This is a genomic window from Saccharomonospora sp. CUA-673 (assembly GCF_001942305.1).
GTDB lineage: Bacteria > Actinomycetota > Actinomycetes > Mycobacteriales > Pseudonocardiaceae > Prauserella.
The window spans coordinates 161,064-175,765 of sequence record NZ_MKKE01000022.1 but is presented as its reverse complement, the minus strand read 5'-3'; the positions used below and the strand labels follow the sequence as shown (position 1 = coordinate 175,765).

Here is a 14,702-nt window from a genome sequence, read left to right as displayed (position 1 = left end):
ATGGCAGGAAGAGATGGCCGAGAAGTTCGGGCTCGACTTCACCATCATCAACTCCGACACGATGCGCGAGGTCCGCCGCAGCCACGGAGTCCACGCGAACCCGTTCACGCTCTTCCCACGCACCATCGTGTCGATGTCCTGGCTGCCGGGCGCCGCGCACAGCGTCAGCTCCGCGATGCCTTCCACAGCCATGAGCGCACCGCCTCCCGGTTCGCTTACGACATCCTTGTCGTCGACGAGGCACATCACGTCGCCCCGAGTGCGCCTTCGCGGCGGGACAAGATCGGCCGCACCCAGGGGTATGCCGTCGATTCCCAGCGCACCATCGCGGTCCGCGATCTCGCTGAGCGAAGCGAGCACCGCCTCTTCCTCTCGGCGACGCCCCACAACGGCTACACCGAGTCTTTCACGGCACTGCTGGAGATGATCGATCCGCAGCGCTTCGTCCGGGGCACGGCGCTGGATGAGAAGTCGCTCGAGGAGGTCGCCGTACGTCGCCTCAAGCGCGACATCGAGGGCCGCTTCGTCCAGCGTGAGGTCAAAGCCCTGCCGTATGAACCCACCGAAGGGGAGTCCGAGGCTTACGCTCGCCTCCTCGCTTTCACTCAGCGGCGAGACAAGGCTGTCGCCGACACCAACGGAAGTCGCACTGCCAAGGACATGGCGACGCTGCTGCTGAAGAAGCGGTTCTTCTCTTCGCCAGCCGCCTTCGCCAGGACTCTCGATGTCTACCGCCAGACCCGCACCGGCGGCCTCCCGGACGACTTCGACCGCCTCTACGACGAGGTCATCGGCTCCGACGCCGACGAGACCGAGGAGGGCAAGGTCGAGCAACCGGAAATGCAAACGCTACAGAAGACCAAGAACGCCCTCCCGCCGCTCACTGACGAGGACAAGCAGGACCTGGAGTGGTTGAGCAACTGGGGCCACAGGTACGACGCCCGTCCCGACGCCCGCCTCGAGTCGCTTCTCACCTACCTCGAAGCGGTCTGCAGACCGGACGGACGATGGAACAACGAGCGGGTCGTAGTTTTCACCGAGTACGTTGACACCCTCGACTGGATCCGCGACATCCTCCGGCAGAAGGGCTGGGAACCTGACCGGATCGGCGTCATCGCCGGCAGCACAGACGCTGAGCAGCGTGAGCTGATTCGCGAACGCTTCAACGAAGACCCGGCCAAGGAGCGCGTCCGCATCCTGCTCGCCACCGACGCAGCAGGAGAAGGCATCGACCTGCAGAACCACTGTCACCGGCTGGTCAACTTCGACATCCCGTTCAACCCCAATCGGCTCGAACAGCGGATCGGACGGGTCGACCGCTACGGTCAGGCCATTGCGCCGGAGATCCGTCATTTCCAGCCCGTCGCAACTGATGACGACCTGGCAGCGGACGTCGAGCTCCTCGCGAGGGTCGCGATCAAGGTCTCGCAGATCATGAAGGACCTCGGTTCGGCCAACGAGATCATCGCGCCAGACATCCAGCGGCAGCTCGGCGGCGTCGAGGTGATCCCGAAGAAAACGAAGGCCGAGAAGGACCCGATGAGTGCCATGCTCGCCGGCGGCCGCGGGATGAGTGCCGAACTCACGAAGCTCGCCGACGAGCTCGCCGCCAGCCGCGACACTCTCCACCTGCGCCCGGCGAACTTGCAGCGTGTCGTCGAGACCGCCTTCGAACTCGACCGCATCCCGCCGCTGGCGGAGATCGGCTCGGACCGCACCGACGTGCCGGTTTTCCGGCTCCCGAACCTCGATCAGTCCTGGGACCAGGTCACCTGCGGCCTGAGCACGCGGCTCGACCCCGACAACCTCCGGCCGATCGCCTTCGACCCGCAGGTCCTCGCTCCGGCCGACGATGGTGGCGACCCGAACGTGGTGTACCAACACCTCGGCAGCCCACTCCTCCAGCGCGCCACCAAACGGCTCCGCGCCGCCCTCTGGGGCACCGAGCGATCCCTCGAACGCGTCACCGCCGTAGTGGTCCCCGACCTTGAGGAGTCGTTCGCCGCCGCGGTCACCCGCATGGTTCTGATCGGTGAAGCCGGACTCCGGCTCCACGAGGAAGTCTTCCTCGCGGGCACTCGCCTCGCCAAACGCCAAGCAGTCGGGGAGCAAAAGGCCGAAGCTCTGCTCGAGAAGGCACTGGACGCTGACAAGCTCCAGCACCCACCGGCGAGCGTCATTCAGCAGCTAGCCCAGGCATGGAGCAGCGCCGCCGCCGACGACCTCAGCGCCCGCGTCGCCCGTGCAGTCGAGGACCGCGTCAGCCGACGCCGCCGCGACGTCGAGCAGCAGCTCGCCCAGCGACACCAGGCCGACCGCGACCGAGTGAAAGCGATCTTCGACCGCTTCGGCCACACCCTCACCGACGCGCTGCAACAGGCGAAGGAACTCGCCGACGACGATCAACTCGCCCTCTTCGACGATGAACGCCGCCAGTCCGAGCGCGACCTGCGACAGATCCGCGAACGCATCGAAGCACTGGGAGACGAGCGCGATCGCGAACTGGCCGCCGTCGACGCCCGATATGCCGATGTCCAGGCCCGCACGTTCCACGCCGCGGTGGTCTTCGCGCTCGCACCCGAGGACGCCGCCTCTGGGAAGGTGACCATCCGATGAGCAAGCGCGGCAAAACCGAAGTCGATCACTCCTGGCTCGGGCAGTTCGAGACCGAGGGGCCCTTCTTGAGCCTCCCGGTGGTGAAGTCGGTCTGGCCCACCGGCGTCGACCGGCTCGGCGACACCAACGACCGCGCCGTCACGTTCAAACAGGCATACGCCGACTGGCTGCGCGCCTACGACGCCCGCACGCCCGACAACCGCGACGAGTATGCCGAGATCGCCCGAACCTGGATTGCCACGGTCCTCGACCAGCTGGTCGACTGGGAAGGCCTCCGCGTCCCCGCCCCAGATCTGCCGCCTGACGTCGAGATCCACTCCCCGGGGGAGCAAATCCGTGTTCGCCCGGACGGCGCCCTCAAGGGGCGTGTCGCCGACCACGCAGCCCTGCTACGCATAGTCGACCCGAGCGACGACCTTCGCGGCCCCGGCCTCGACGGCTGGTCCGCCACCGAGATCGACCGCATGGCTGCGCTCCTGCGCAAAGCCGACGTCGAAATCGGCCTCGTCACCGACGGCCGCTGGTGGGCCATCGTCTGGGCACACCGCGACAAGCCGACCGGCTCCGCGATCACCGATGCCGCGACCTGGGGCGAAGAGCACCTGGTCCGCGACGCCTTCCTCACCCTCATCGACCAACGCCGCTTCCGCGCCAAAGACACCGACGAACGTCTCTCGAAACTCCTCGAACGCAGCGAGCTTGAGGCGGAGGAGATCACCGAGGCCCTCGGCACCCAGGTCCGCAAAGCCGTCGAACTTCTCGTCGGTTCCTTCTCCCGCCACCGCCTCGAAGCGCTCGCCGCCGGTGATCCTGACCCGCTGCCTGAGAAGCCCGACGACGTTTACCAAGCCGCCGTCACCGTGATGATGCGCGTAGTCTTCCTGCTCTTCGCCGAAGAGCGCGGAATGCTCCCCACTGAGAAGCTCTACTGGGACTCCTATGCGATCCGCGATGTCATCGACGACCTGCAGAAGCGTGCCGCCCACGGCGAGGAGCTTCTCGACGAGACCTACGACACCTGGCACCGCCTGCTCGCCGTGAGCGATGCGCTGCATGGCGGCGTCAACTACGACGAGATGCGCATGCCCGCCTACGGCGGCAGCCTGCTCGACCCCGACCGGTTCCCGTGGCTGTCGGCGACCGATGACAAGGGCCTGCGGATCAAGGTACGCGACCGGGTCATGCTGCACGTTCTGAAATCGGTGCAGTACGCCAACCTCGGCAAGGAGGCCCGCCGCATTTCGTTCCGCGACATCGACGTGGAGCAGATCGGCTACATCTACGAGGGACTCCTCGGGTACACGTGCACCACCGTCGAGGGTGAGGTCGTCCTCGGTCTCGACGGCAAGGACGGCGAAGAACCCGAGATCGATGCCGCCACCCTGCAGGAGTTGTACGACGACAGCACCGACGGCAAGTCCTTTGCAAAGGCACTCCGTGACTGGGTGAAGGACGACCAGCCGGCGGCGAAGCTTGCCAGCGTGGCCAAGATCGCCAAGGCGTACGAGGCCGAGCTCACCGACGAGCAACGCGCCGAGGTCACTCGCCAGCTCAATCCCATCGTCGAGGACGACAAGGAACTGCTCGAGTTCCTCGTCGACTGGAGTGCCCTGATCCGTCGTGACCTGCGCGGCATCCCGCTCGTGGTCCCGGTCGGCGGTCTGGTCGTCACCGAGACTCCGTCTCGCAAGCACGCTGGCGCCCACTACACGCCGCGCTCGCTCGCAGAGGAAGTCGTTCAGCACGCGTTGGAACCGTTGGTCTACGAACCGGGACCGCTGCAGGAGAACGACCGCGACAGGTGGCAGTTGAAGGGGAGTACGGCGATCCTCGACCTCAAGGTCGCCGACATCGCCGCGGGCTCCGGCGCCTTCCTCGTTGCTGCGGCACGGTTCCTCGCCGAACGGGTCGTCGAAGCCTGGACCGCCGAGGACGCGATCTCGGCCGAGGAGAAGGCGCAGCCGGACCGGGCATACCAACGCGCCATCCGCGAAGTCATCGCCCGCTGTCTGTACGGCGCCGACATCAACCCGATGGCCGTCGAGATGTGCAAACTCTCGCTCTGGCTGGTCTCCCTCGACCCGACGAAGCCGTTCTCCTTCGTCGACGACAAGATCTTCTGCGGCAATTCGCTACTCGGCATCACTGACCTCGACCAACTGAGGCGCCTGCACATCTACCCTGATGAGAAGGAGAACGATCTCATCACCGAGCTGGTCGATGTCGACGGCAAGCTCGCCGAGGCGACCCGACTCCGTCGGGAACTCGCCAACCCTGTCGTCGAGCACGACCCGATGCGCTCTCGGGCTGGCAAGCTCAGGCTGCTTCGACAGGCCAAGGAGGTCACTACAGAACTCCGCGACATCGCCGACGGCATCATCACCGCTGGACTACCCCACGGCGGCAAACCCGGTAGGAAGCTTGACGATGCCTACACTGCTCTGTCCTGGGCTCTCTCTGTGGCCTATCCGCGCGACGATTCCAAAGAGGACCGATCAAGGCTTGACACAATCCTTGAGCATGGCCTGACCCCGACGGTCGAAACCGACTACGCGCGTTGGCAGCCAACCCACTGGGTAATCGAGGCCCCTGATGTGTTCATTGACCACGGTGGATTCGACGCGGTGATCGGCAATCCGCCATTCCTTGGTGGCCAGAAGCTGACCGGCGCGATGGGGACCGATTTCCGTGATTGGCTGATCAATACGATCGCCGCTAGCCGACGTGGAAGTGCGGACTTGGTTGCCTACTTCTACCTTCGTGCCACCTCACTCCTGCATAGGAACGGCACCCTCGGCATGATCGCCACGAACACGGTCGCTCAGGGCGACACCCGCGAAGTCGGCCTGGACGCGATGGTCGCCGACGGCTTCACCATCACCCGCGCCATCCAGTCCCGCTCCTGGCCGGCGTCGAGTGCCAACCTTGAGTACGCCGCCGTCTGGGGCACGCTTGGCCCCGTCACCGACAACGTGCCACGAGTGGCCGACGATATCGAGGTACGCCGTATCAGTACGCTGCTGGGTCCTGTCGGACGGGCAGAGGGAAACCCGGTCCGACTCGCCGAAAACTCCGGGATCGCGTACATCGGGTGTTACGTGCTCGGCATGGGATTCGTTGTCGAATCCGAGGAAGCGCAAGAGTGGATTGGCACCGACCCGCGTAACGCTGAGGTGATCTTCCCCTATCTCAATGGTGACGACCTCAACTCCCGCCCCGACAGTTCAGCGTCACGATGGGTCATCGATTTCAACGACCGCACCGAGACCGAAGCCGCAAAATATCTGTTACCGTTCCAACGTGTCAAGGAGCAAGTGAAACCAGAGCGCCGACGCTTGAAGCCAGACGGCTCGTTCGTCCTGCGGAAGCCGTTGCCTGACCGGTGGTGGCAATACGCGGAGAAGCGGCCTGCGCTGCGCAAAGCCATCGCTGAACTCGATGCTGTGCTGGCCATCGCTCGTGTCAGCAAGACCGTGATGCCGCTCCGTGTTCCGACGGAGCAGGTACCGAGCGAAGCCTGCGTTGTGTTCGCCTCCGATAGCTACAGTGACCAGGCAGTCTTGTCATCGAACCTGCACCAAATCTGGGCCATCACCTACGGCTCTGGTATGCGAAATGACCCGCGCTACACCCCCTCGGACGTCTTTGAGACCTTCCCCTGCCCCGAGCACACGGACTGCGTGGAAACTTTGGGACGGATCCTCGACGAGAAGCGACGCGAGATCATGCTACGCCGGGAGCTGGGCCTGACGAAGCTCTACAACCTGGTCAACGACCCGGAGGTCCAGGGTGACGCGGACGTCGGTCGGATGCGCGAGATCCAGGTCGAGGTCGACGAGGCGACGATGGAAGCCTACGGCTGGGACGACCTTCCCTTGGACCACGGCTTCCACGCCTACCGCCAGATGCAACGCTGGACAGTCTCGCCCGCCGCGCGCGTCGAGATCCTCGACCGCCTCCTGGAGCTGAACCACGAACGCGCCCGCGCCGAAGGTCAACACATCCCCGCCCAAGAGCAGCTGTTTTGAGAGACGAGAACGAGAAGGCACAGCCGCCCAGACATACAGGAGGAACGCGTTGCCGAATTATCCGTATGTTTCAGCGCAGAAGGCTCTGGTCGAGGCCTTTGCGCAGTTGCGTAAGAGTGTGCCATCGAAGGTTGACGCCAGTTACCTACAGAGGTTCAAGATCGCGCCGGCGAACGAGTCGTACGTCATTTCGGTCCTTCGGTTCCTGGGGCTGATCGGCGAGGGTGGGGAGTTGGACGGCGGTGTCACTGGGTTCCTCTATGGTGACGAATCGGCCTTTCGGGCAGGGCTGGAGGAGGCTCTGCGCGCGACATACGCGCCACTCTTCGACGAGATGGGCGACGATGCTCTTGACGCGGACCGTGACCGACTCACGCATTGGTTTCGAGTGGTCGATAAGACGTCCGAAGTAGTCGGCAAGCGCCAGGCATCGAGTTTCCTGACATTGGCGGCACTCGCGGGGCATGGTGAGCTCCCGGCGTCACGGGCCTCTGCAGGCAGAAAGTCCGCCGGCCGCGCAGGTCAACAACAGGCGAAGCGATCAGCGAAGAAGTCGGCGACCTTGGATCAGGTGGCAGCACCCGGGGCGTATGAGAATGGCTCGTTAGCCGAGGCTCGCAACCATGAACCAAGCCGTGCCGCCGGTGTTGGGATGACAGTTCGGGTGGAGGTCAACCTGCCTCCGGGGGAGGACGCCGCGACCTATGATGCCATCTTCGCGAGCATCAGGAAGCATCTGATGTCGTGAGTGACTCGCTCGATAGGTTCTCGCGGATCGTGAAGTCTCTCGCGGCCGAACAGGGTCGCGGCGAGATTTCGATCGAGGGTGAGCAAGGTGACGGCGGTGTGCGGGCGCATCCGTTTGAAACGCGTAACATTCATCCGAATCTTCCGCCTAAGGTGCGAAGACTCTATGACGATGGGCACTGGGAGACCGCGGTATTCGAGGCGTTCAAGTTCGTTGAGAAAGAGGTGAAGCGCGCAAGTGGGTTGCGTGGAAAGACTGGATACGCGCTCATGATGGCGGCATTCAATGAGGATAATGCGCTCATAAAGCTAAACAACCTGACCACGGAGTCAGAGATTGACGAGCAGCGGGGATACAAGCACATGTTTGCGGGATCTTCGGCGGGGATTCGGAACCCAAGGGGTCACGAGGTTGATTTAGGTGACACGCCGGACGAAGCGCTCGACTACCTAGCGCTCGCCTCGATCTTGTTGCGGAAGCTGGATGCAGCAGACCTGCGGTAGACCAGCCGTGACGGCATTGGCAGCGAACTGGAAGTGACGGCGATCCAAAGGCGATAGGCCTCGACCGGGGCTCGGCTCGCAGGCGTGTCGGTTGTTTGCGGCAAACTGGCGACCACGGGAAACGTAGGACGGGAGCGACACGGATGGCGACGAGTCCATCGACCCAGGTACGGGGCGATCTGGTGGATCTCATCGAGCAGGAACTGCTCGGGCCGCGGGACGGTGCGCAGGAGGAGATCGTCGGCACACCCCGGGCGCGGTACGCGGTTGGTTCGCTCGCGCCTGTCACTGTCGACCCGGAGCGGGCGGAGCTCTCGACAAGCTCGACCATCGGGGACGATGCCGGGGATCCGGGAGTGACCGGCGAGGCGATTTCCGACGTCGACAACGAGCATCTCCTGCAGCAAGGGGTTCCGGTCGACACAGATGAGGATGCCGGGACGGCCGTTGACGACGAGGAGCGCGACGAGGGACCCAAGGGGCTGCTGACCCATCCGTCCTCGATGGGGCTGCGGTTCCAGGTGCCGCGGGACTGCGGCGTACTCGCGGTGACGGCTTCGTGGGGGCGGTACGAGGGCACGCGGCGGGAGAACGATGACGGGCGGAAGATCCTCTACTCACAGCGGACGCCGTTCGAGCGGTGGGCCGAGATCGACGTTCGGGATCACGACCAGCACGCGATCCTCGAACCGATCGAGCTGGACCAGGACGTCACGCTGCGAGTCGAGCTGTTTCCTCTACTGGACCGCACGATCGTCGAGGTCGCGCTTTCCAATGACCGGATCACCGGGATGGACGCGCCGCCGAAGGATTGGCTGTTCCAGACCAAGCTGAAGGTCGAGGCGACCAGCGGGGAGGCTGTCTTCTTGCCCACGCGGGACGTGGCGAAGGACGACTACGACGAGGACGATGACGAACGGCGGCGTCTCGACCTGCAGTATCGGCATCGGCTGGAGTACGCGATCGGTCGGACCTGTTCGGTTACCTGGACCGCTGATGACATAGCGCGGCAGGCCAGTTCGGTTGAGACCACATGGCTCCCTACCGCTGACGTGGCGCAGACCGTGCCGGGCGGTGCAGCCGACACGGTCACGTCGATGAAGACACTCGCCGGGCTCAAGGCCGACGGCGCCGAGGCAGCATTCGGGCCGTTGATCGACGGGTACTCCGAGTGGCTCACCGGCCAGCACGCGACCGCGGATGGGCTGCCGGAGCGTCTGCACGAGCCCGCGAAGGACGCCATCGGGGAGGCCGAGATCGTTGCAGAGCGGCTCCGCGAAGGCGTCGAGCTGCTGAAGAACAACCCGCAGGCGCTGCGCGCGTTCCGGTTCATGAACCGAGCGATGCGGGACCAGCGCATCCACAGCCAGGTCGCCGCTGTCCGGGCCGGGGACGAGTCCAAGAAGATCAACGATGTCTTGGCCGACCTCATCGCACGAGAGCCGGATGACCCGTCGGTCGCTTCGTGGCGGCCGTTCCAGCTCGCGTTCGTGCTGCTCCAGCTGCCTGCACTCACCGATCCGGCGCATCCCTACCGCAGTGGCGATGCGGCCAACGTCGAGCTGCTGTTCTTCCCGACCGGCGGCGGTAAAACCGAGGCTTACCTCGGGCTCGCTGCGTACACCTTCGCGATCCGGCGGTTGCAGGGCAAGGTCGAGACCGATGACGGCGTACTGGATGGCGGCGACGGGGTCGCCGTTCTCATGCGCTACACGCTGCGGCTCCTCACCTCCCAGCAGTTTCAGCGCGCCGCCGCGCTCGTCTGCGCCGCCGAGCTGATCCGGCAGGCGGACAGTGCCACCTGGGGCGAGCAGCCGTTCAGCATCGGCCTCTGGGTCGGGTCCGCTGTCAGCCCCAAGCGCTACAAGGACGCCGAACGCCAGGTCATCGAAGCCCGCGGCGAGAACTCCTGGCGCGCCCACGGCCTCACCGTGCTGCAACTCCAGCGTTGCCCCTGGTGCGGGACCAAGATCGACCCCAAGCGCGACGTCGTCGCCGACCCTGACGCCGAGCGCGTGCGCGTCTACTGCGGCGATCACAAGCGGGGCGATTGCGAGTTCTCCATCGACGGCGCTGCCGACGGCGCACTTCCCATCACCACTGTCGATGACGAGATCTACCGCAACCCGCCGACCTTCCTGCTCGCCACTGTCGACAAATTCGCCCGTCTCGCCCGCGAAGGCGAGGCCGCCAGCCTCTTCGGCTACGTCGACGAGTGGTGTCCGCGCCATGGCTACCGGCACCCCGACGCGCGGGGATCTTGTGGGCAGGCACAGTCGCACAACGCCAAGGGCAAGATCCCCAAGGTCGTTATGCAGAAGGTCGACCGACTCCGCCCACCCGACCTGATCATCCAGGACGAGCTGCACCTCATCACCGGTGCGCTCGGCACCGCTGTCGGGGTCTTCGAAAACGCCGTTGACCTGCTGTCGTCGTACACGCATCGCGGGTTGACGGTCCGCCCGCTCGTCGTCGCCTCCACCGCGACGGTGGCCAACGCCGAGCGCCAAGTCGAAGCGCTCTACGGCCGCGGCGTCGACGTCTTCCCGCCCCAGGTGCTCGACGTCCGCGACACCTACTTCTCCAAGGAGAAAGCGGTCTCCGACGAAGATCCCGGTCGGAAGTACCTCGGCATCTGTGCCCATGGCATCCGGCTCACCCTGGCCGAAATCCGGCTCGCCGAGGTGTTGCTGCTTGCCGGGCAGAAGCTGCTGGATAGCCACGGCGAAGCTGCCGACCCCTACCTGACGACAGTCGGCTACTTCTCGGCCACCCGCGAACTTGCCGGCATGCGGCGCTACCTCGACGATGACGTCACCATCCGCGTCACGGGCAACACCGAACCATTCCCACGACGCACCACCGACCGCGAAGGCCTCGCGATCGGCGAACTCACGTCGCGCGTCTCCGCCGAGGACATCTCCAAGACCCTCGACAAGCTCTCCATGCCTTTCAGTCGCCGCTGGAGTACGCAAGGACGTGCCGCGCATCGGAAGGCTTTCATCGAGGCCAAGGAATCCGGCAAGAACCCGCCGGCCTGGGGTGAGAAGCCGTACGATGTCGTCCTCGCCACCTCCATGCTGCAAGTCGGTGTCGATGTGCCTCGGTTGGGCCTGATGCTCGTCGTCGGCCAGCCGAAGAACACCGCGGAGTACATCCAGGCGTCCTCGCGCGTCGGTCGTGACAAGGACAAGCCGGGCCTGGTGGTCTCGCTGGCCAACTGGTCACGGCCGCGCGACATGGCGCACTTCGAACAGTTCCGGCACTACCACGAAACCTTCTACGCCCAGGTCGAGGCACTCAGTGTCACGCCGTACTCCGACACCGCGATGGAGCGCGGCTTGATGGGTGTGCTCGTCAGCGTCGCCAGGGTCACCCAACGGTCGCTGTCCCCGGAAGGTGGCGCCGGGCAGGTGCCCAGCGAGATGTCGGTGGTGCAGAAACTGGTCGAGCAGCTGGTGCAGCGGGCGGGTCCGGCGGCCGATACGCCCGAGGCCGCTGACCGGATGCGACTCAAGCTGCTGCAACGACTCGACCGCTGGCACGACAAAGCCACGGAGGTCGATGGACAGCTGTTCTACGAGCGGCCACCACAGAACAAGCCCGGCTGGCCACTGCTGATCAGCCCCGAAACGAAGCTGCCCAAACAAGCCGACCGGGTGTTCGTCGTCGCCAACTCCATGCGCGAGGTCCAGCCCGAGATCAATTTGCTGGTCAGCCCCAGCCCAGACCGGCTCGCCTTCAAGGAGCCACAGGACCGACCGGACTGGAAGTTCCCCGAGGAGGTCTCTCAGTGAGTGAGCAGACCACGGACGACGGCTCGTCGTCGTACCCGAATTGGTCACCGTTGGCGCCACCGAGCTGGACCCGACGGGCGATGTCGAGGAGAACAACCCCAAGAACCGGGCACGCGTCGGCTCCATTCGCCCCTCGGCGATGCTCTACACCAACGGCATCGGCGCCACCATCGACCTGCCCCACCAGGCTGTGATGCCACACGGCCTCGAAGCCTGGGAGCGGATCTATGCCCGCCGCCCGATCATCGACGTCATCCTTGAGCGGCGACTGCTGGAACTGGTTCGTTCCCACCTCGGTGGCCAGGTCAGCGAGCTCCGCAAGCCGCCGTGGGCTCCAGAGGAGAAGGGCCACGCCGGCGGGGATGCCGTCAACCTCGGCATCCCCGGCCGGATCTTCCCGCAGTGGCTGCGCTGCACCGGATGCGGGCTCCTCGCGCCGGTGTCGCACGAACTGTTCGCCTACGAAAACACCAACCGCTACCGCCCCGACCAAGCGAAGTTCGTGCACAAGAAATGCAAGGGATTCCAGGGCAAGGGCGGCGGTACCGACCAGGCCGTCGTGCCCGCGCGCTACCTGATCGCCTGCGTCGCTGGCCATCTCGACGAATTCCCTTACGTCGCCTGGGTGCATCGCGGTCGCACGTGCCCCAGCGGCGACGCGCTCCCGCAGCTGCGCATGCGGGAATGGAAGAGCAACATCGGTCCGGACGTCCAGGTCATGTGCCTGTCCTGCGACTCCCGGCGCGGTATGCGGGAAGCGACGGGGCGCGTGGCGGAAGACAAACTCCCGTATTGCCGCGGTCGCCATGCGCATCTCGACGCGTTCTATCCCTGTGGGCACCAGGGTCGGTTGATGATGCTCGGCGCGGCCAACCAGTGGTTCCCCTCCACTCTGGGCCTGTTGGCGCTCCCGCGAGAGGAAGCCGCGACGCCGGAGGAGCTCGTACCGGAGTTGCGGGCGCTTCCCAAAGCACAGTTGGACCTGCCGAAGTCGGCGTCGCACATGGAAATGTTCCGAGGCATGGCTGGTGCGATGGCACAGACTGACGTCTTCGACGACGTACCCGATGACGTGCTGTGGCAGGGCGTGCAGCTGGCGCGCGGTGACTCGGTTCCGGATGCGGTGACGGCACCGCAGCGACGCACCGACCCGCGGACAATTCTCGGCCCGGAATGGGCAGTCCTCACCGACGAGCAGAAGTACACCCGCCATTCCGGCATGGCCGACTTCCGCGCTGTACGACGCGACGTGCCGGACCTGCTGTCGGGTGTCGTCGCCGAAGCCGTCGCTGTCGAGAAACTGAAGAAGGTCAATGCCTTCATCGGCTTCACCCGCATTGATGCGCTCGACCGGATGGACGACGCAGCAGAGCGCGTCGCGCCGCTGACACGGAACGGGCGTCCGACGTGGGTGCCGGCCACCGAGGATCGGGGCGAGGGAGTATTCCTGCGTTTCGACGAATCCGCGATCTCGCCGTGGGAGGAATCGGTCGAGCAGTTGCAGGTGTGGCGCCGTTTCCGGGAGGCGCATCGCCTCAACTTCAGACGCCGCACCAGCGAGACCGCGAGCAAAATCCACCCCGACGATCGGTTCCCGCCACCACGTTACTGGGCGATCCACACGCTGTCGCACCTGTTGATCCGCGAGGCGGCCATGTCGAGTGGCTATGGGTCGGCGAGTCTCACCGAGCGGATCTACGCGTGGAAGGGCGACGACGAGCACCTACCGGCTGCGGGGTTGCTGATCAGCACCACCGCTTCCGACAGTGAGGGAACGCTCGGAGGACTCGTGGAGCTGGCTAAACCGGACAAGCTTGAGGACTTGGTCCGGAAGGCTCTCCGTCGTGGACAACGCTGTTCGTCGGACCCGATCTGCGGTCACCGAGTGCCCGAGGGAAAGGAGGAGTTCCTCCACGGAGCCGCATGCCACTTTTGCCTCTTCCTGAGCGAAACCAGCTGTGAACGGGCCAACCGGTTTCTAGACCGGCGCATGCTGCTCGGGCTCGTAGAGGAGCCCAAAGTTAGACCCCGGGGCTACTCAAGGGCCTGGTCGAGGTGCGCTGAAGTGTCCGCGATCACACGCTTGGGGCAGCTGCTCACCCCGGAAGAGGCCGGGCGCATCGCTGCCGATCTGCGGCAACGGCGCCGCACGAACCTCGCGGCGAAGAAGGCTTACCGCGTCAACCAGGTCGAAGTGAAGACGCTGCTGCGAGAGCTGGTGGGCGGCGATGCAGACATCGACCGCTGCGTCGCAGCGCTCGAAGGAATAGCCGCGGTACCGAGGGTCGCGCGTCCAGGAATCGTGTGGACCAACCCCCGCGACGTACCTGGAGCCGAAGGACGGACCACCATGGCCGCCCTCGACCTCATCAATCGGGCGGAAGGTACGGTGTACGCCGCGACCTATTCGGCCGGCTGGGGCTCACCGCACCTGGTTGCGCTGAGAAACGCTCTTAGCCGTGGCGTGGACGTCACGGTCGTGGTCGACACCGCACAGCGTCGTGAGACAGCGGAGATGGTCGCCGGTATGCTCGTCGGGGCGCAGATCTGGACTCTCGAGCAACCCGGGGGCGACACCTACGCCATCCAGCACGCCAAACTCATCACTGTCGACGACCGCGAAGCCTTAGTCACCAGCGCCAACTTCTCCAAGGCCGCTGCCGAACGAAGCCTTGAGTGCGGTTTGCTGAGCAGCGACAGTGCGATCGCGGCTGGCCTTCGCGAGCGCCTAGTGCGGTTGCACCAGTACGGTGTCCTGGTTGACCTGAGCTGATACGAAGGAGGACGCAGATGGCGCGGCTGAGGAGCTTTTCGGAGGGCACGCAGAACGTCAGTGCGCATCCCACCGAGGTGGACTGCTTTCATCAGGTGATCAGAGCGAAGGATGGCACGCGACTCTTGCATCTGACGACCTTCGGGTCGGACCATCGTCGTAGTGGTCCGAAGAGTAGTCAATCCCTCCAGTTGGATGAGTCAACTGCCCATGAGCTCGTTGCAATCATTAGGTCAG

The 14,702-nt window shown here is 65.0% G+C and carries 6 protein-coding genes; all 6 read left to right on the top strand.

What is annotated here, in order from left to right; genetic code table 11:
- Positions 1–2,616, top strand: a complete 2,616-nt coding sequence (drmD, locus tag BJF85_RS12040) for a DISARM system SNF2-like helicase DrmD (protein ID WP_255375577.1) — start codon at positions 1–3, stop codon at positions 2,614–2,616.
- On the top strand, positions 2,613–6,644 hold the full coding sequence (locus BJF85_RS12035; protein ID WP_075847394.1) for a DNA methyltransferase: 4,032 nt from the start codon (positions 2,613–2,615) through the stop codon (positions 6,642–6,644). The genes drmD and BJF85_RS12035 overlap by 4 nt, the downstream gene beginning before the upstream one ends.
- Before the next feature lie 49 nt (positions 6,645–6,693).
- Positions 6,694–7,392, top strand: a complete 699-nt coding sequence (locus BJF85_RS12030) for a DUF5343 domain-containing protein (RefSeq protein WP_139320596.1) — start codon at positions 6,694–6,696, stop codon at positions 7,390–7,392.
- The gene (locus BJF85_RS12025; protein ID WP_222844537.1) at positions 7,389–7,895 is read left to right on the top strand and encodes a TIGR02391 family protein; all 507 of its coding nucleotides are present in this window, start codon (positions 7,389–7,391) and stop codon (positions 7,893–7,895) included. Before BJF85_RS12030 ends, BJF85_RS12025 begins: the two co-directional genes overlap by 4 nt.
- Positions 7,896–8,038: 143 nt before the next feature.
- The gene (gene drmA, locus BJF85_RS12020) at positions 8,039–11,692 is read left to right on the top strand and encodes a DISARM system helicase DrmA (protein ID WP_075847390.1); all 3,654 of its coding nucleotides are present in this window, start codon (positions 8,039–8,041) and stop codon (positions 11,690–11,692) included.
- A gap of 40 nt (positions 11,693–11,732) precedes the next feature.
- On the top strand, positions 11,733–14,465 hold the full coding sequence (drmB, locus tag BJF85_RS12015; protein ID WP_222844535.1) for a DrmB family protein: 2,733 nt from the start codon (positions 11,733–11,735) through the stop codon (positions 14,463–14,465).
- Positions 14,466–14,702: the final 237 nt, after the last annotated feature.

What these genes read in the sequence shown, in the direction of transcription:
- drmD (WP_255375577.1), top strand. Translation starts at nt 1, where the DNA reads ATGGCAGGAAGAGATGGCCGAGAAGTTCGGGCTCGACTTCACCATCAT.
- BJF85_RS12035 (WP_075847394.1), top strand. Translation starts at nt 2,613, where the DNA reads ATGAGCAAGCGCGGCAAAACCGAAGTCGATCACTCCTGGCTCGGGCAG.
- drmA (WP_075847390.1), top strand. Translation starts at nt 8,039, where the DNA reads ATGGCGACGAGTCCATCGACCCAGGTACGGGGCGATCTGGTGGATCTC.